This window comes from Paenarthrobacter sp. NPDC089675, assembly GCF_044749185.1.
GTDB lineage: Bacteria > Actinomycetota > Actinomycetes > Actinomycetales > Micrococcaceae > Arthrobacter.
Genome location: NZ_JBIVHM010000006.1, coordinates 235,650 through 254,081 on the forward strand (window position 1 = coordinate 235,650; position 18,432 = coordinate 254,081).

The 18,432-nt window shown below is 63.4% G+C and carries 16 protein-coding genes; 5 read left to right on the forward strand and 11 right to left on the reverse strand.

Annotated features, from left to right (window positions below):
• The first annotated feature begins 13 nt into the window (after positions 1–13).
• Positions 14–1,042 (forward strand): LacI family DNA-binding transcriptional regulator, encoded by a 1,029-nt coding sequence (locus ACIPY2_RS14820; RefSeq protein ID WP_400267149.1) that lies wholly within the window; start codon positions 14–16, stop codon positions 1,040–1,042.
• A gap of 78 nt (positions 1,043–1,120) precedes the next feature.
• On the opposite strand, the gene ACIPY2_RS14825 is transcribed toward ACIPY2_RS14820, so the two are convergent.
• Positions 1,121–1,816 (reverse strand): FadR/GntR family transcriptional regulator, encoded by a 696-nt coding sequence (locus ACIPY2_RS14825; RefSeq protein WP_400267150.1) that lies wholly within the window; start codon positions 1,814–1,816, stop codon positions 1,121–1,123.
• 77 nt (positions 1,817–1,893) lie between these two features.
• On the opposite strand from ACIPY2_RS14825, the gene ACIPY2_RS14830 reads away from it, so the two are divergent.
• Complete coding sequence (locus ACIPY2_RS14830; RefSeq protein ID WP_400267151.1) at positions 1,894–3,225, forward strand: alpha-hydroxy-acid oxidizing protein; 1,332 nt, start codon at positions 1,894–1,896, stop codon at positions 3,223–3,225.
• Between the two features lie 77 nt (positions 3,226–3,302).
• Here ACIPY2_RS14830 and gdhA read toward each other — a convergent pair whose 3' ends face one another.
• Complete coding sequence (gdhA, locus tag ACIPY2_RS14835) at positions 3,303–4,640, reverse strand: NADP-specific glutamate dehydrogenase (protein WP_400267152.1); 1,338 nt, start codon at positions 4,638–4,640, stop codon at positions 3,303–3,305.
• A 202-nt stretch (positions 4,641–4,842) separates the two neighbouring features.
• Positions 4,843–5,373, reverse strand: a complete 531-nt coding sequence (locus ACIPY2_RS14840; RefSeq protein ID WP_400267153.1) for an ArsR/SmtB family transcription factor — start codon at positions 5,371–5,373, stop codon at positions 4,843–4,845.
• 157 nt (positions 5,374–5,530) lie between these two features.
• On the opposite strand from ACIPY2_RS14840, the gene ACIPY2_RS14845 reads away from it, so the two are divergent.
• Complete coding sequence (locus ACIPY2_RS14845) at positions 5,531–6,007, forward strand: hypothetical protein (RefSeq protein ID WP_400267154.1); 477 nt, start codon at positions 5,531–5,533, stop codon at positions 6,005–6,007.
• A gap of 10 nt (positions 6,008–6,017) precedes the next feature.
• Here the strand turns inward: ACIPY2_RS14845 and ACIPY2_RS14850 are convergent, their stop codons facing one another.
• Positions 6,018–7,244 (reverse strand): acetoin utilization protein AcuC, encoded by a 1,227-nt coding sequence (locus ACIPY2_RS14850; protein ID WP_400267155.1) that lies wholly within the window; start codon positions 7,242–7,244, stop codon positions 6,018–6,020.
• A 102-nt stretch (positions 7,245–7,346) separates the two neighbouring features.
• Between ACIPY2_RS14850 and ACIPY2_RS14855 the strand changes: the two genes are divergently transcribed.
• Together ACIPY2_RS14855 and ACIPY2_RS14860 are read left to right on the forward strand one after the other, a co-directional pair.
• On the forward strand, positions 7,347–8,780 hold the full coding sequence (locus tag ACIPY2_RS14855; RefSeq protein ID WP_400267156.1) for a TrkH family potassium uptake protein: 1,434 nt from the start codon (positions 7,347–7,349) through the stop codon (positions 8,778–8,780).
• Complete coding sequence (locus ACIPY2_RS14860) at positions 8,773–9,459, forward strand: potassium channel family protein (protein WP_400267157.1); 687 nt, start codon at positions 8,773–8,775, stop codon at positions 9,457–9,459. Before ACIPY2_RS14855 ends, ACIPY2_RS14860 begins: the two co-directional genes overlap by 8 nt.
• Positions 9,460–9,475: 16 nt before the next feature.
• Here ACIPY2_RS14860 and proC read toward each other — a convergent pair whose 3' ends face one another.
• The 7 genes from proC to ACIPY2_RS14895 all read right to left on the reverse strand — a co-directional run bounded on the left by proC (position 9,476) and on the right by ACIPY2_RS14895 (position 18,401).
• The gene (proC, locus tag ACIPY2_RS14865) at positions 9,476–10,306 is read right to left on the reverse strand and encodes a pyrroline-5-carboxylate reductase (RefSeq protein ID WP_400267158.1); all 831 of its coding nucleotides are present in this window, start codon (positions 10,304–10,306) and stop codon (positions 9,476–9,478) included.
• A gap of 340 nt (positions 10,307–10,646) precedes the next feature.
• The gene (locus ACIPY2_RS14870; protein WP_400267159.1) at positions 10,647–11,480 is read right to left on the reverse strand and encodes a sugar phosphate isomerase/epimerase family protein; all 834 of its coding nucleotides are present in this window, start codon (positions 11,478–11,480) and stop codon (positions 10,647–10,649) included.
• Position 11,481: 1 nt separating this feature from the next.
• Complete coding sequence (locus ACIPY2_RS14875) at positions 11,482–12,606, reverse strand: Ppx/GppA phosphatase family protein (protein ID WP_400267160.1); 1,125 nt, start codon at positions 12,604–12,606, stop codon at positions 11,482–11,484.
• Between the two features lie 79 nt (positions 12,607–12,685).
• Positions 12,686–13,120, reverse strand: a complete 435-nt coding sequence (locus ACIPY2_RS14880) for an SseB family protein (protein ID WP_400267161.1) — start codon at positions 13,118–13,120, stop codon at positions 12,686–12,688.
• 64 nt (positions 13,121–13,184) lie between these two features.
• Positions 13,185–15,908 (reverse strand): type I DNA topoisomerase, encoded by a 2,724-nt coding sequence (topA, locus tag ACIPY2_RS14885; protein WP_400267162.1) that lies wholly within the window; start codon positions 15,906–15,908, stop codon positions 13,185–13,187.
• Positions 15,909–16,020: 112 nt separating this feature from the next.
• Positions 16,021–16,659, reverse strand: a complete 639-nt coding sequence (locus ACIPY2_RS14890) for an ArsR/SmtB family transcription factor (protein WP_400267163.1) — start codon at positions 16,657–16,659, stop codon at positions 16,021–16,023.
• Positions 16,660–16,727: 68 nt separating this feature from the next.
• Positions 16,728–18,401 carry a methyltransferase gene (locus ACIPY2_RS14895; RefSeq protein WP_400267164.1) on the reverse strand — a complete coding sequence of 558 codons (1,674 nt, stop codon included), beginning with the start codon at positions 18,399–18,401 and terminating at the stop codon, positions 16,728–16,730.
• Positions 18,402–18,432: the final 31 nt, after the last annotated feature.

An 18,432-nucleotide genomic window follows, 5' to 3' on the forward strand; every position in this document is an offset into this window, starting at 1 on the left:
CGGAAGGGGCAGGATGGCACGCAGGAATACCAACAGGCGCGTTGGCATCGCCGACGTCGCGGAGAAGGCTGGCGTCTCCCACGCCACCGTGTCGCGCGTCATGAACGGCAACGCTGCGGTGGACCCCGGCATCGCCGCGCGCGTGCGTGCCGCCGCTGCGGAATTGAAGTACCAGCCCAATCCTGTGGGCCGGAGCCTGGCACTGGGCAAAACGGACACCATCGGCATCGTGGTGCCGGACCTGGCCAACCCCACCTTCCAGGCCATCCTTCGCGGCCTGAGCATCGCCGCGGCCCAGGACGGTTACCGTGTGCTGATAGCAGACTCCTCCGAAGTGACCAGCGAAGAAGCCATCCTTGCCGGGGAGGCTCGGCGGCGCTGCGACGGTGTGGTGCTGTGCGCACCCCGCATGCCAGATGCCGAACTTGAGGAACTGGCACCGACGCTCCACCCACTGGTCCTGATCAACCGGACCACCATCAACACCACTACTCCCAGCCTCAGCGTCGACTACGGCCAAGGAATCCAGGAACTCGCCCAGCACCTGGTGTCCCTTGGCCACCAGCGCCTGGTTTACCTCTCCGGCCCGGAACACAGCGCCTCAAACCGCCAGCGTCTGGTTGGACTGGCGGAATTCCGCAAGGAACATCCGGAAATCGAGCTCCAGATGCTGCATGGCGGTTCCAACTTCGACTCGGGGCACGACTCCACAGAAGCCATCATCGCCAGCGGCGCCACGGGCATCCTGGCCTTCAACGACCTCGTGGCCATGGGCCTGCTGAGTGGCCTGCACGAGCGGGGTATCCGCGTGCCGGAAGACATCTCGGTGACGGGGTTCGACGACATTCCCTTTGCCCGGTACACCACTCCTCCGCTGACCACGGCAGCGGTCCCGATCAACGAACTCGGCAGTCTGGCCTGGCGCAGGATGCGGGAACAGATCCAGCAGGCGGACCAAACACCCACTCATCAGCAGGACGAATTCGCCCCACGCATGGAAATCCGCAAAAGCACCGCCGCTCCGGCCCTCAAACCCGCCTGACCAACCAACCACGCGAGCCGGGGTCTCTTGCGGCCCAAAACGAAGGCAAACATAGGCCGTAAGTGACCCCGCGTTGGGCTATTCCTCGGTGGACCGCCCAACTCCGGCTTCCGCATAGAAGCCACGGATGTGTGCCGCCACCAGCTCCGCCGCCGCGCCGCCGTCGTTCGCGTTGACGGCGGCGAGGATCGCGCGGTGCTCAGCCCGAAGCCGAGCGCATGTGGCGTCCCAGTCGGGAAGATTGCCGGTGAGCTCGCCGGCGTAATTCTCGATCGCGCCACGCAGCGAAGCCATCATGGCGCTCACCACGGCATTACCGGCGGATTGGGCCAAGGCAACGTGGAAGCGGGCATCAAGGGCAAGGAACGTAATTGGGTCCGGCGCCTGGTCCATGTGGTCCAGCAATGTCGAAGCTTCAGCCAGCTCCGGCACTCCTGCATGAGCGCGCTCCACAGCCCACGACTCCAGCAAGACGCGCGTTTCCACGATGTCCGCCACCGGAAGGTGCCTGGTAGCCACGTGGAGGCGGAGCGTCGAGCCCAGTGCGGACCCGGGCTCGGCGATGACGATGGTTCCGGCATCCTTGCCGGAGCCGACGCCGGCACGGACCACACCCATCGCCTCGAGGATGCGGACGGCCTCGCGCACCGACGTGCGGGACACTTGCAACTGCTCGGCCATGGCCCGCTCACCGGGCAGCCTCCCGCCGAGCGTAAGCTCGCCGCTGGACAACTGCTTCTCAATCCACTCCAGGACAAGTTGGTGCGTTCGCATACCGGAATACTAGTTGATGTGGTCCAACCACATGCTTTACAGTGTGGTTAGACCACACAAATTCCAGGGAGAACCGCATGACCGACACCCTTGATCCGAAGCTCACCGCTGCCCCCGCCGATGCCGGCAGCGACCAAAACGTCAGCAGGGCGCCGCAGCCGACACCCGCCGTCGTACAGCCTCCGGCCCTGAAGCGGCGCGTGCCCAAGGTCTCCGACCTGGCTCCGTTGATGCAGTTCAAGAAGCCCGAATTCAGCAAGGCGGCCCGGCTCAAGCGGGCCAGCACCATCTGGGACCTCCGGGACATCGCCAAGCGCCGCACCCCTCAGGCACCCTTCGATTACACCGATGGCGCCGCGGAAGAAGAGATCACCCTGCGGCGGGCACGCCAGGCTTTCCAGGACATCGAGTTCCGGCCGGGCATCCTGCGGAACGTGTCCAGGATCGATCTCCGGACGGACATCCTCGGCCAGGAATCGAAGCTCCCGTTCGGCATCGCACCCACGGGGTTCACACGGATGATGCAGTCCGAAGGGGAATATGCAGGTTCCCAGGCCGCTGAGGCAGCCGGCATCCCTTACACCCTGTCCACCATGGGCACCGCGTCCATCGAGGACGTCGCAGCAGCAGCGCCCAACGGCCGCAATTGGTTCCAGCTCTACCTCTGGACAGACCGCGACCGCTCCTTGGAACTGATCGAGCGGGCTGCGAAGGCCGGCAATGACACCCTGATGGTCACCGTGGATACGGCAGTGGCCGGCGCCCGGTTGCGCGACGTCCGGAACGGCATGACCATCCCGCCGGCCCTGACACTGAAGACCGTCCTTGATGCTTCCTACCGGCCAGCGTGGTGGTTCAACTTCCTGACTCACGAGCCGCTGACCTTCGCCTCGCTGTCCCGCTACACGGGCACGGTGGCGGACCTGATCAACTCCATGTTCGATCCCACCCTGACCTACGAGGACCTGGACTGGTTGCGCGAAACCTGGAAAGGCAAACTCGTGGTGAAGGGCATCCAGACGGTCGAGGACGCCCGGAAAGTGGTGGACCACGGCGCGGATGGCATCGTGCTCTCAAACCACGGTGGTCGCCAGCTGGACCGCGCCCCGATCCCGTTCCACCTGCTTCCCGAGGTGACGTCGGCATTGAAGGCGGACAACAGCAACGCTGCAGTCATCCTGGACACGGGCATCATGAGCGGCGCCGACATCGTTGCGGCCTTGGCCTTGGGTGCCGACTTCGCCCTGATAGGCCGCGCCTACCTCTACGGCTTGATGGCCGGCGGGCGCGAGGGCGTGGACCGGACCATCCAGATTTTGGAAAAGGACATGACCCGGACCATGGCACTCCTCGGGGTCAGCAAGGTGGCCGACCTCAACCCGGACCACGTGCGCCTGCTACAGCACTAGCCCATGTAGGGGACAGCTCCTGTCGCTACGAGCAATCATTGCGACAGGAGCTGTCCCCTAGTTGGGTACCGCGGGCGTTAGATGAGGCCTTGGGCCAACATGGCGTCGGCTACCTTGACGAAGCCGCCGATGTTGGCACCCACCACGTAGTTGCCCGGCGCGCCGTACTCCTCGGCGGTTTCGGCACAACGGTCGTGGATGCCCACCATGATCTCCGTGAGGCGTTGCTCCGTGTGCTCGAACGACCAGGAGTCGCGGCTCGCGTTTTGCTGCATCTCCAACGCGGAGGTTGCCACGCCGCCGGCATTAGCGGCCTTGCCCGGCCCGAACAGGATCCCGGCTTCCTGGAAGACCGCCACCGCAGACTGGGTGGAGGGCATGTTCGCACCTTCGGCCACGGCAATCAGGCCGTTGCTGACCAGCTTCGCGGCAGCATCGCCGTCGAGCTCATTTTGGGTGGCGCAGGGCAGGGCAACCGTACCGTTCACGTCCCAGACGGAGCCGCCTGCCACGTAGTTGGAGCCCTTGCGCCGGGCCGCATATTCAGTGAGGCGGGCACGCTCCACTTCCTTGACTTGGCTCAGAAGTCCGACGTCGATGCCCGCCTCATCCACGACGTAACCGGCAGAGTCGGAACAGGCCACTACCGTGGCACCGAGGGACTGGGCCTTGGCAATCGCATGGATGGCCACGTTGCCCGAGCCGGACACCACCACGCGCTGTCCATCAAACGAGGTACCCCGCGTCTTGAGCATCTCCTGCGCGAAGATCACCGTTCCATACCCTGTGGCCTCCGGACGAACCAGCGAGCCACCCCAGGAAATACCCTTGCCGGTCAAAACGCCGGATTCATAGCGGTTGGTGATGCGCTTGTACTGGCCGAAGAGGTAGCCGATTTCGCGGCCACCCACCCCAATATCGCCGGCGGGGACGTCGGTGTACTCACCGATATGGCGGTAAAGCTCGGTCATGAAGGACTGGCAGAACCGCATGATCTCGGCATCGGAGCGGCCGCGGGGATCGAAGTCCGAACCGCCCTTGCCGCCACCGATCGGCATGCCCGTCAACGCATTCTTGAAGATCTGTTCGAAACCAAGGAACTTCACAATGCCCAGGTAGACGGAAGGGTGGAAGCGCAGACCGCCCTTGTACGGGCCGAGCGCGGAGTTGAATTCAACCCGGAAGCCACGGTTTACGTGAACGCGGCCGGCGTCGTCAGTCCATGGGACACGGAAAATGATCTGGCGCTCGGGCTCGCAAAGCCGCTCCAGCACCGCTCCTTCAAGGAATTCCGGGTGGCGGTCATGCACGGGGCCGAGGCTTTCGAAGACCTCGGTCACGGCTTGGTGGAATTCCTTTTCCCCCGGGTTCCGCGCCAATACGGTGTCCCGGACGGCCTCGAGCCTTGAATCCATGCGTCTTCCTATCCCTCTGTGCCACGAACCGCGGCGAGACAATCAAAGTCCCGCTCATGGTTGCACCAACAGAGGTAGGATCTCCATTCGAGCCGGTTGTGACTGTCCGGACCCGATTTAACACAAGCGAAGAAAAACCTCGTCAAGCCGGGAAACTGGAGACCAGCAATAACTCACATTGTGAGCAGGATCACTGTGAAGATCAGCGCTTGCGGCCGAACTTCGGAAGGTTCGGCAGGTTGGGAAGGTTCGCCAGGAGGTCGGCCGCCTTGGTGGCGGCCCGGCCCACGGTACGCCCGATCTGCTGTGGAACAGTATCGTCGGACTGCAACTCCACGGAAACGGGAGTCTCCGCAGCCTGGGCCATAACGGCCTGGCTGAGCGCTTCGGGACGGTCTGCCGGTTTAGCGGCGGCTGCAGCCTCCGCGGCGGGCGGCTCGACGGAGGGCGCGACCGCGGCGCTTGGCGAGGGTCCGACGTCGAACGTCTCCAGCCAGCTGGCCACCCCCGCAAGCGGCTTGGGGTTGAGGGTGTAGAAACGCTTCTGGCCTTGGGCGCGCATGCTGACGAGGTCCGCCTCGCGCAGAACCTTCAAATGCTTTGAGATGGTGGGCTGGCTTGCTGCCAATTCCTCCACCAGTTCCCCTACAGCTTTATCCCCAGAGCGGAGGGAAACCAGGATGTCGCGCCTGGTTGCCTCAGCAATGACGGCAAATACGTCGTCAGTCACCATGACACCAACCCTAGCGACATATACGTCAAATGGCATCCCTTGTTTCGTGCCGCTCCCCTGCGCGTTCGTTGACCGATTGCGGGGCCGGTGCTACAACGATGTCACGGTCCGTCCGGGCTCCCAGGCCCAGGCCGCCAACAGCACGGGGTGCATGGCCATGACTGACATTTTCCGGCGGCAAATTTTCAACATCATTGCCGCGGTATTCCTTGCCTTGTTCGTGCTGGTGTGGGCCGCCGTCCTGCTCCGGGTAGGAACATGGGTGCCCACCGGGACGGCCGAGGCGCCGGAGCTGAACGGAGCTTTGGTCACGGCCGCCGGTGTCCTTGCCACATCCCTGAGTTCCCTCACCGCCTCGGCCTTGGGCTTCACCATCTCCGAGGTCAAGAGGGACAACGCACAGTCCGGTGATTCATCGTCTCTGGTCAGTCCCGCCCAGGTGGCCACACGCCTCTCGGGCAGGGTGATCTTCGCGATCATGGTGTACATGACCATGGGAATGCTGGTCCTGGTCATCTGGCTCTTCAAAGGTCAGGCTTCCACCGACCTGATCGGGGCCTTCGCATTGTCCCTGCTTGGCTGGTTGGTGGGGGCGGCGGGCGTCGTCTTCCAGACGGAAAAGACGGACGACTAGCTGCGCCAGGTCAGTCGAACCAGGGATCCAGCCCGTAGAGGGGGAAGATTTCCTTGCGGGTAGCGATGACAGTCCTGTCCACTTCGTCCGCGGGATCGTAACCGACCTCCCACGAACGCCACCAAATATCCACGTCGTCACCCATGGACTCCGGCGCCTGCACGCCGTATTTTTCCTTCACGTACGTGCGCCATGTTTCCGGCACCGGCGTAGCGAGCGGCACGGCCCGCTGTGTCACCATGCCGATCAGGTGGCTCCAGGCGCGCGGCACCACTCCGGTAACGTCATACCCGCCGCCGCCAGTAGCTATCCAACGGTTGCCGCAATACCTGGCAGCCAGGCTCCCGACGGCGCTGGCAGCCTCCCGTTGCGCATCGACGCTGAGGTTGAGGTGCGTCAGCGGATCCAGGCGGTGCGAATCGCAGCCGTGCTGGCTCACGATCACCTCGGGTTCGAATGCGCCCACGAGTTGCGGAACCACGGCATGGAAGGCCCGAAGCCAGGCTGCATCTCCGGTGAAGGCGGGAAGTGCCACGTTGACGGCTGTTCCCGGAGCATCCGGGCCACCGGTCTCATTGGCGAATCCGGTCCCGGGGAAAAGCGTCAGGCCAGACTCGTGAAGGGAGATGGTCATCACCCGCGGATCGTTCCAGAAGATCCCCTGGGTTCCGTCGCCGTGATGGGCATCAACGTCGATGCTGACGATCCGTTGCACGCCGCCGTCGAGCAGCCTCTGGATGGCCATGGCCACATCGTTGTAGACGCAAAACCCGCTGGCTTTGTCCCGGGAGGCGTGGTGCATGCCCCCGCTGAAGTTCACCGCCCGGATAGCCGTGCCGTCCAGGACCGATTCTGCTGCTACCAACGAGCCGCCGGCCAACCGCGCGCTTGCCTCATGCATGCCGGCGAACGCGGGATCGTCCTCGGTACCAAGCCCGCGTCGTTCATCGGGTGAGGACGGGTCGTCGCTTACCCGGCGGACGGCCGCCACGTACTCGGGGCTATGCACAGAGCAAAGTTCGACGTCGGACGCCACCTTGGGTGCCTCGACGGCCACATGCTGATGGCTGAACAAGCCGAGCGACTCCGCCAGCCGGGCCGTCAACTCCAGTCGCTGCGGTGCCATGGGGTGGCCCGGACCGAAATTGTAGGCAGTCATGGCAGGGTCCCACACCACCGTCGTTGGCAGCGCGGAACGGGTGATGCTGGAAGCCGGCGTTCCAAGCGTGGAGTTCATCCAGAACAGGCTACCTGAGGCTGTGCCGGTGCCCTGCCCCGTTACGGGGAGGGAATAGTGGTTTACTACTCAGGAAAGTATGTTCAACTGAGGAAGAGCGCCATGTCTCAAAGCCAGTCGCGGTCCACCACCCCGGCCAACTGGCAACCAGGCCAGCCGGAACGTGAAGGCCTGTGGATTTTTACCCGCGTGCGCGACTTCATCGACAACATCGCCAACACGTCACCGGCCCGTTTGGCCCTGGTGGCGTTCGCTATGGTCATCCTGCTTTTCACGGGGCTTCTGTCCCTTCCGGCCTCCTCGGCCAGCGGTGAAGCGACTCCGCTGCACCAGGCCATGTTTACCGCCGTTTCCTCCGTCTGCGTCACCGGCCTCACCGTTGTATCGACGGCCACGCACTGGTCCTTCTTCGGGCAACTCGTCATCCTGGTAGGCATCTTCGTCGGTGGCCTGGGTACCTTGACCCTCGCATCGTTGCTGGCCCTCATGGTCAGCAAACGCCTCGGTGTCCGGGGCAAGCTCATCGCCCAGGAAGCCATGAACAATGCCGGCCGGCTCGGCGAAGTAGGTACCCTGCTACGGATCGTCATCGTGACCTCCGTGGTCATCGAAGGCGCCCTCGCGCTGGCACTGATTCCCCGCTTCATCCTGCTGGGTGAGCCGTTCTGGCAGTCCGTCTGGCACGGTATTTTCTATTCCATCTCCTCGTTCAACAACGCCGGCTTCACTCCCCATTCAGACGGCATCGTCCCTTATGAGACGGACCTTTGGATCCTCATTCCGCTCATGCTCGGGGTGTTCCTGGGCAGCCTCGGTTTTCCCGTGGTCATGGTGCTCCAGCAAAACGGCTTGAACTGGAAGAAGTGGAACCTGCACACCAAGCTGACCATCCAGGTGTCCTTGATCCTGCTTTTGGCCGGAACCGTCTTGTGGGCGCTGATGGAATGGGACAACGTGCGGACCATCGCCCACATGGACCTTGGCGACAAAATCATCCATTCGCTCTTCGCCTCCGTCATGACCCGCTCCGGCGGCTTCAACTTGGTGGACCAAAACCACATGGAATCCACCACCATGCTGCTGACTGATGCGCTCATGTTCGCAGGCGGCGGTTCGGCTTCGACTGCCGGTGGCATCAAGGTGACCACCATCGCCGTCATGTTCCTTGCGATCGTCGCCGAGGCACGCGGCGACGCCGATGTGAAGGTCTACGGCCGCACCATCCCCCAAGGCACCATGCGCGTAGCCATCTCGGTGATCGTCGCCGGCGCCACCTTGGTATCGGTTGCAGCATTCCTGCTGCTCTCCATCAGTGGAGCCTCACTGGACCGGGTTCTTTTTGAAACAATCTCCGCTTTTGCCACCGTGGGGCTGAGCACCAACCTCAGCGCCGAACTGCCGCCGACGGGCGTTTACGTCCTGACGGCGCTCATGTTCGCCGGCCGCGTCGGCACCGTTACCCTTGCTGCGGGCCTGGCGTTGCGCCAGCGCAGCCAGCTGTACCACTACCCGGAAGAGAGGCCAATCATTGGCTAACACCCAGGGGGCGGCCAACCGTCCCGCCCACAACGCGCCGGTTCTGGTGATCGGTCTTGGCCGTTTCGGCTCCGCAACCGCCGAGCAATTGGTCAAACAGGGACGCGAAGTCCTGGCGATCGAGCGGGACCGCAGCCTGGTCCAGAAGTGGGCACCGGTGCTCACCCACGTCGTTGAGGCGGACGCCACCAACATCGACGCACTCCGCCAACTCGGAGCGCAGGAGTTCAGCTCAGCAGTGGTGGGCGTCGGCACGTCGATCGAATCCTCCGTGCTGATCACGGTGAACCTTGTGGACCTCGGCATCCAGCACCTCTGGGTCAAGGCCATCACGCCCTCGCATGGCAAGATCCTCAGCAGGATCGGGGCCAACCACGTCATCTACCCCGAGGCCGACGCCGGTGTCCGCGCAGCCCACCTCGTCTCCGGGCGCATGCTGGACTTTATCGAGTTCGACGACGACTACGCGATCGTCAAAATGTACCCGCCCAAGGAGACCGTGGGCTTCACACTCGAGGAATCCAAGGTCCGCTCCAAGTACGGCGTGACGATCGTCGGCGTCAAGACTCCCGGTGAGGACTTCACGTATGCGCGTCCGGAAACCAAAGTGTCCGGACACGACATGCTGATCGTGTCCGGACACGTGGACCTGCTGGAACGCTTCGCGGCGCGCCCGTAGCCTTTGGGCGGCCCGCTCAGCCGAGTTGCTTGGTGATCTCCGCTGCCCGGGCGGCGGCTGCACGGGCGCCGTCGGCAATGATCTTGGGGATCCCGCCGTCGTCAAAAGCGGCGATGGCGCGCTCGGTGGTGCCGTTCGGGCTGGTGACGGCGACGCGCAGGGCGGTGGGGTCCGCCCCCGGCTCAGCGAGCATGAAGCCGGCACCGGCCACCGTTTCGCGGGCGAGCATGACGGACAGTTCCGGGTCCAAGCCCAACTCCACGCCGGCTGCGGCCATGGCCTCGGCAAGGTAGAAAGCATAGGCCGGGCCTGAACCGCTGATGGCGGACAGCGCGTCCACCTGTTCCTCGGGAACCTCAACTACCTTGCCTGCGCCCGCGAGGGCGGCCTTCGCCTGCTCCAGTTGTTCGGGCGTGCAGTGCGTTCCCGGAGACACGGATACGACGCCGCGGCCCAGCTTGGCGGGGGTGTTGGGCATCGTACGGATCACCGGCTGTCCCTCGGGAAGGGCAGCCTCGAGCTGGGCGATGGAAACAGCCGCAGCGACGCTGAGCACAATGGTGTCTTTGCTGAGCGCCGGGCTGATCTCCCGTGCAAGGTCGGTAATTCCCACCGGCTTGACGCCGAGGATCACCATGGATGACCCCTTGGTTGCCAGCTTGTTGTTGTCCGGCTCTTCTTCGCCGGCGATTGCTGTGACCCCATGACGCTGGGCCAACTCCTCCGCCCGTTCTGCACGCCGCACCGTTGCGACGACGTCCGAAGGGCTGGTCCCCGCGGCCAGGAGACCGCCAAGAATTGCCTCGTTCATTGATCCACAGCCAAGGAATGCGATTCGGTTGCTCATGGCTCCATCATGGCAGTTGGGGCTCGGGCGGGTCGAACGCTGGCCGGGAAACAAAATTCCCAGCTTGTTCACAAGGTTATTGCAGGCAGTCCCCAATGTTGGTCCGTAACTTAGTAGTTACCTCATTGAGGGTGCGAGTGATGAGGCGGGCATGGGGATGTCCGCCAGCAGCACCGGTGGCCGGGGCGGGTTTTCCCCCATTTCCCGATTCGGCCGCCGGTGCTTTCGCATTTAAAGGCTCAAATGGGGCGGTGCCGCGCGGGTTAGCGGACAGCGCCGCCGCCTATGGGCGACGGCGCTTCTGGGGATCGCTGGTGGGGGCGTCCGCTACGGCGGCCCGTCAGTTATCCAGGCTCCGGACCAAGGGAATGCTCAAGTGCTGCCGCGCAAAACGCAGGGTTTCGGCGAGCATCTCCTCGCGTTCACCGGCCACTTTTGCCTTGCGCGTGGAAATCTCCGCTACCACAACGCCGCCCCACTCGGAAGATGCCAGATGCTGCAGGACATCCGCGCACTGCTGCGTTCCCATACCCGGGACGAGGTGCTCGTCCTTCCCGGAACCCGAGCCATCCGTGAGGTGCACGTGCCTGAGCTTGCTGCCCAGTGCCTGAATCGCTTCCAGGCTGTTGGCCCCCGCAGTCGCAGCGTGCGAGAAGTCCCAAGTGACGTCGTCGTAATCCTGTCCCAACGGGTCCCAGTGCGGCAGGTAAGCCACTGCCTCGCGTCCGCGAACGCGCCACGGATACATGTTCTCCACGGCAATGTGCACCTGGTACATGGCCGCGATCTCACGAACGCCCTCGGCAAAATTCTCCGCATAGTTGGACTGCCACCGGAACGGCGGGTGCACCACAACGGTGTCGCAACCGACTTCCTTGGCCATCTGGCACGAGCGCTCAATCTTGTTCCACGCCGATCCCCAGACCTGCTGGGTCAACAGGAGGGTAGGCGCGTGGATGGAGACGATCTGCTGGTTGTAACGGTGGCTCAGCTGGACGAGGGCATCGGGGTTCTGGCTCACCGCATTGTTGGTGACCATGACCTCAACGCCCTCGTAACCGAGGTCCTGGGCCACGGCGAAGGCGTCATGCACGCTGAGCGGATAAACCGATGCGCTGGAAAGCGCCACCGGTATCTGGCGGTTGTTGGCAACAGGTTCGACGTCGGTACTCATCTCAGGAAGCCAGCCCGCCTGCCGCAGGGGCTGGGATGGGGGCTGGTGCGGGGTCGTTTACGGAGACCGGGAACTCCTTGACGGGATTGTCCGGTTCCTCGTCTTCTTTGTGCTTGTCCGGGTGCTTGCCGTCTTTCTTCTTCTTCGATTTGTCCTTCTTCCGTTTACCCACATGCGGCGCAGGGTCCAAGGCATCTTCAAAAACCAACTGGTCCAGTCGGCGCAGTATCAAGCCTTCGCGGAGGGCCCAGGGACAAATCTCCATCTTGGGAAACTCGAAGAGCTCCAAAGCAGCCTCGGCAACCAGTGCGCCCGCAAGAAGCTGCCGCGCCCGCGCATCGGAAACGCCGGGCAAGTAGAGCCTGTCTGCCACAGTCATGGCCGAAATCCTTTGCGCCCAAAGCCCAAGATCCGCGGCGTGGAGCTCGCGCTTGACGTACGGGCCCGCCGCGCTCGGAGCAGCTCCGGCAATCCGGGCCAGCGAACGGAACGTCTTTGACGTGCCCGCCACGAGGTTGGCCCTACCCAGCTCGTGGAACTCGCGGACCACGGGTTTGAGCGTGGACCGGATGTAGCGCCGCAGTTCCTTGACACTTTTGGCTGTGGGGGGATCCTCGTGCAGCCAGTCCCGGGTCAACCTGCTGGCACCCAGGGGAACGGATGTGGCGAACTCGGGGAGCTCGTCGGTGCCGTACGCCATTTCGAACGAACCGCCTCCGATATCGAGGTCCAGGATGGGACCTGCGCCCCACCCGTACCAACGGCGGACGGCGAAGAAGGTCATGGACGCTTCCTCGCTGCCTGTCAGCTCCTGCAGTGTGACGGTGGTCTCGTGCTTGACTCTGGCCAGGACGTCGGCGCCATTCGTGGCTTCACGTATCGCCGATGTACAGAAAGCCAGCAAATCCTCGGCCTTGTGGCGCGCCGCGAACTCCCAGGCTTCCAAGACGAATTCGATCAGCTCGTGTTGGCCCGCATCGTTGATGTTGCCGTCCCCGTCGAGGTACTGGACCAGGGAGAGCGGACGTTTGTGCGAGGCGAAAGCCACCGGGCGCGCGCCAGGGTGGGCATCCACGAGGAGCAGGTGGACGGTGTTGGACCCGATGTCGAGAACGCCAAGACGCATTCTGCCATTATTCACTGATTCGAAGCCCGGGAAGCAACTTCGGGACCACGTTTCGCCGACGTGCGGGTGACTTGCGCGCCTACTCTGCCGGCTCCCCGGCTTCGTCTGCCCGCTTGAAGTCACGGCGGATATTGGCGATGCCTTCGGGATCGATTTCGAAACCGTGCTCGCTGCCCGGATTGATAACCAAGCCCAGCTCATCACCGATGTTGGCAAGGATCGCCGAACCCATGGTCCCCAGGACGTGCGGAGCAGCTTCAAGGAACCGCTCGTCCACGCGGCTTGGGTGGCTGAAAACCGCCAGAACCGGCTGACCATCCACATTGGAAAGCACCAGCGGTTCCACCGACGAATCCGGGCCGTCAACCGATTCGGAGCTGACCAGGTAGACCTCGTTGTTCAGGAAAGCGAGGATGACGTCGACCGGATTGGCGTCCGGCTGTTCGGCCAGGGCGAGCTTCGCCTCGAGGTCGTTCAGGGGCTGGTTGTCCGGTGAAACCGTCTGTTCAGTCATGGTTCTACTCGACCATGCCGGCGGCCGGGACGCAATTCCCGGGCGCGTCCCGGCCTGGCGTGAGTTACTTCTTGGCCGTTGCCTTGCGGGCCGGCGCCTTACGGGTGGTGGTCCGTTTGACGGGGCCCTTGGCGCGCTTCTCGGCCAGGAGTTCGATGGCCCGCTCCCTGGTGAGTTCTTCCAGGGACGTGGACCGTGGCACCGTGATGTTGGTGACGCCATCGGTGATGTACGGGCCGAAACGGCCTTCCTTGACCACGATGTTCTTCTCCGAAACCGGGTCCGGACCGAACTCGGCCAGGGGCGGCACTGCTGCGCGCGCACCCCGCTGCTTGGGCTGCGAGTAGATCTCCAGGGCCTGCTCCAAGGTGATCGTGAAGATTTCCTCTTCCGAGCCGATGGAGCGGGAGTCCGTGCTCTTCTTAAGGTACGGCCCGAAACGACCGTTCTGGACCGTGATCGGATTGCCTTCCGCGTCCTCGCCCAAGACCCGCGGAAGGCTCATGAGTTGGAGTGCTTCATCCAGGGTGACACTGTCCACTGTCATGGACTTGAACAGCGAACCCGTCCTCGGTTTGACCTTCACCGGCTTCTTAGGCGGCTTGGGTTTGCCGTTCTTGTAATACTCCACCGGCTGGTTCGCCAGCTGTTCCTCGGTCATTTCAGGGATGATCTCGGTGACATACGCCCCGTACCGGCCGTTCTTGGCAACAACCGTGTGGCCCGTGTGGGGATCGGTTCCAAGAACGCGTTCCTCGGGAGCTGCGGTCTCCATGAGCTCAATGGCCTTGGCCGCGGTCAGTTCGTCCGGCGCCAGTTCTTCCGGCACATTGGCTCGGGCAGACTCCACCACTTCACCGGTCTTTTCATCGACGGTGGGAATCGTGCTTTCGAGGTAGGGTCCGAATTTGCCCACCCGCAGCGTAATTCCATCCGCGATCGGCACGGAGTTGATCTCCCGGGCGTCGATCTCGCCCAGGTTGTTGACGATACTCAGCAAGCCGGGATCGGCGTCTTCGCCGTAGTAGAAGTGCTTGAGCCACGCTGCGCCGATGGCCTGCCCGTTGGCAATCTTGTCCAGGTCACCTTCCATGTCAGCGGTGAACTCGTAATCCACATAGTCCGTGAAGTGCTGCTCCAGAAGGCGGATCACCGAGAAGGCAATCCAGCTGGGAACCAGGGCTGAGCCCTGCTTCCGGACGTAGCCACGGTCCTGGATGGTGGAGATCGTCGAGGCGTACGTGGACGGGCGGCCGATCCCCTTCTTTTCCAGCTCAGCGGTAAGCGAGGCTTCGGTGTACCGCGGCGGGGGTGAGGTTTCGTGGCCGACGGCGACGATCTCCGAAGCGGTCAGGGCGTCATCCTTGGCCACGTTGGGCAAGCGCCGTGCTTCATCGGAATCATCGTCTCCGCGGCTTTCGTCCTTGCCTTCCTCATACGCAGCGAGGAAGCCCGGGAAGGTGATGACCGTACCGGAGGCCGAGAACTCAGCGTCCCTGCCATCACTCGCAACTGCGCCGAGGCGGATGGTCGCAGTGGAACCCTTGGCGTCGGCCATCTGCGAGGCGACCGTGCGCTTCCAGATCAGCTCATACAGACGGAATTCATCGCCGCTGAGCTGCTTCGCAACCTGGGCAGGTGTCCGGAACGAGTCACCGGCAGGACGGATGGCCTCGTGGGCTTCCTGGGCGTTTGCCGCCTTGTTGGCATAGATGCGCGGGCTCTGGGGCACGTATTCAGGGCCATATAGCTCCGCAGCCTGCCGGCGGGCCGCAGTGACGGCTTCATCGCTCAATGCCGACGAGTCCGTACGCATATAGGTGATGTAGCCGTTTTCATACAGGCGCTGGGCTACCTGCATTGTGCTCTTGGAAGAGAAGCGCAGCTTGCGGCCGGCTTCCTGCTGCAACGTGGACGTGGTGAAGGGTGCCGCGGGACGGCGCGTGTACGGCTTGGTGTCGACGGACCGGACACGGAAGTCCGAGTTCTCCAGCCCTGCCGCCAAGGAAGTCGCGAGTTCTTCGTTGAGGTGAACGACGTTCGAGGACGTGAGCTCACCGTTGTCATTGAAGTCGCGGCCACTGGCAACCTTGGATCCGTCCACCGCGGCAAGCTTTGCCTTGAACGAACCCGAATCCGCGCCGAACTGGCCCGTCAGGTCCCAGTAGGACGCTGCCCGGAACGCCATGCGTTCCCGCTCCCGGTCAACCACCATGCGGGTCACCACCGACTGCACGCGGCCAGCGGAGAGCCCGCGGGCTACCTTGCGCCAGAGGACCGGCGAAATTTCGTAGCCGTAGAGGCGGTCCAGGATACGGCGGGTCTCCTGCGCATCAACCAGGGCGGTATCGACGTCGCGCAGGTTGTCCATGGCACGGTGGATTGCTTCCTTGGTAATTTCGCCAAAGGTCATCCGGTAGACGGGGACCTTGGGCTTAAGGACCTCCAGGAGGTGCCACGCGATGGCTTCGCCTTCGCGGTCCCCATCGGTTGCGAGATAGAGCGCGTCGGCGTCTTTGAGCTGGGCCTTGAGCTCGGCCACCTTCTTTTTCTTGTCAGGCGAGACGACGTAGTAGGGCTTGAAGTCGTTTTCGACGTCGACGGCGAACTTGCCCAGCGACGTCTTTTTCAGTTCTGCAGGCAGGTCCGAGGGCTGGGGAAGGTCACGGATGTGGCCGATGGATGCCTCGACGATGAAGCCCTCGCCAAGGTATTTGGCGATGGTCTTGCTCTTGGCCGGAGACTCCACGATCACGAGTTTCTTGCCGGTTTTTGCCTTGCTGGGCACGGTGCTCCTACATAAAAAATGTGTATTTGGGCTGGTGCCCATATTGGCCTAGTTCACCACAGTTTGCAGAATCCTGCGTTCTGGCCGGGAAAACCAGAACCCTTCCAATCGGCTACTGGCCGGGCGCCGAACGGTCGTCCGGGATCATCGACCACAGGGTGGCCATGCGCTGGGCACCCTCCGGAATCAGGGTTGGATCCTCAAGTTCGTACTCCCTGAGGACCTCACGGATCCTATCGGAAAGTTCCTTGCGCTGCTGGTTGGTCAAGTACAACAGATTGCTGGCCAAGACTACGCTTGCGGCCTCTTCCGCGGATTCGCCCCGCTGCCGCCGTTCGCCCCGGGCCTTGGCAAAGGCCGAGGCCCGGCGCCGGAACGCGTCCAGTTCCAGGTCCACCACCGCGATCTCCGGGCTGGCGACGCTGCCTCCGGAAATAGTGAAGTCCGTTCCTGCGGCCTTCCAGCGCCGTTCCCTCGCATCTCCCGCGTTCTCTGCGGGCGCTACGATGCCCCACTTCTGAAGGGCCCGGAGGTGGTAGCTCATGGCACTGGGGGTGAGGCCGGTCCTGGCTGCCAGTTCCGTGGCCGTGTGGCTGACCTGCGTGGCATAGAGTTCGGAAATAACCTCAAGGCGTGCTGCGTGGGCCAAGGCCCGGATGGCCTTGGGATCGGTGATCTCAACCGTCTTCTCGGCGCGCTTACGGCGTGGTGCCTCTCCTGATGATTCGGATATCCCGTTCTGTGCAGTCACTTCATCAGTGTAATCAGCGTCACTTCCTTCGCTGCCTGTGGCGCCGCCTCCCGGCGTGTGGTTGGTACTCACGCGGGAGCCTGCGCATCGTCCGGCAGAAGAAATCCGTCAACCACGAGGTTTCCAACCTCACGGAACAATTTCTCCCGGAAGGCAGCGGCATCGAAGCCTTCTCCGCCGCCAAGGAGGACTTCCAGCGCCGTGACAATCTGGCTCACGGACAGTTCGCCGTCGCACGTTGAGACGAACCCGGCCAGTTCCGTACTCAAAAGATTGGTCCGGCGAAGTCCTGCCCCTTGCCGCAGCAGGATTACGCCGGGGTGTTGGGCACCGGGCCTCTGGTGGCGTTCCTCCGTGACATCCTCCGCCACCACCAGGTGCGCGTTCCACAAATCGTTTGCCGCTGCCCAGTCGGCACGCTCAACAGCCGCCCCCAGGTGGGGGCCGATGGGTTGCTCAATGGGGTAAGTGATTTCCTCGAAACGCCTGATGAGGCCAGTGCGGGCGTTGCCGGAACGGTTGCCTGGGTGCTCGGCAGCCAAGGGCCGGCGCAACCAGATCATGCCGAATCCGATCCCCTCCACGTCCCTGCTGCCGAAGTCAGCGAGGTAGGCGGAGTACGACTCCTGATAGTGCTTGCGGTCCCTGTTCTCGGACGCATCCTGCAGCCACGTCTCGGCGTATTGTTCGGGTCCTACCTGCTCGCGCTGAATGAACCAAACGTCCAGTCCCGAGTCTTCAAGCCACGCCGCCGGGCGGTCGCTCCACTGCGCTCCAGTGGGGATCTCCCAATTTCCCAGCATCTGGGCCATACCGCCCGGCTCCAGGACTCCGGCGAGCGACTTCACCAAGGACGAAACAATCTGGTCTCCGGGGAGTCCGCCGTCGCGGTAGGTGAACTGGTCCTGTGAGGACTCGCCGGATGTCCGGGGGGTGATGACGAAGGGCGGGTTGGAAACGACCAGCCCGAACGATTCCCCTTCCACCGGTTCAAGGAGTGAGCCGAGACGAAGACTAACCCGGGATTCAAGGTTGTCCGGATCCAACCCGAGCTCGGAAGCATTCAAGAGAAGATTGAACCGCGTATAGGCAAGCGCCCTTTGCGAAATATCGGTTGCGGTCACGTGCTCGCAGTGGTGGAGCAGGTGGAAGGTCTGGATGCCACACCCTGTCCCCAGGTCCAGGGCCCGGCCTGTGTGTTGCCTGATGGTGGTCTGCACCAGAGTGGTGGACGCTTGCCCGATTCCCAGGACATGATCGTGCCTGAGCACCCCCGCCTGCTGGTGCGCCGCGAGGTCGCTGGCTACCCAAAGTTCAGCGCCGCCGGTCCCATCGGAGTTGGCGTCCCACCCATAGGGGCGTAGGTCTGCCGTAGCAGCCACCACACCACCATCCACAGTGACCAGGCCCAGCCGGGCAAGTCCACTCGACCCGACCCCGGGCAGCGCAGCATCAATCCCCTGGACAGATTGCGGCTCCGCCAGGAGCCACAGCCCGACGACGGCGGCCAGACCGCCGAGCTTCGCATCCCCAGCGGACCTTTCCGTGACCAACAGCGCTGGAATCAATTGGTCCCGGCCAAGTGCGGCATAGGCCGACGGCCCCAGGAAGTCCGCTACGCCGTCGACCGTGTAGCCAACGGCACGAAGGTCTGTTGCCAGCGCCGCCAGGAGCTGTGGTTCATCGCTGCGTGGAGCGTCTGGAGTGGTACCGGAGGTAAAGGCGGAGGGGGTTTGGTTCACGTTGCAAGTCTATTGGCGCCGACGCTGCGCG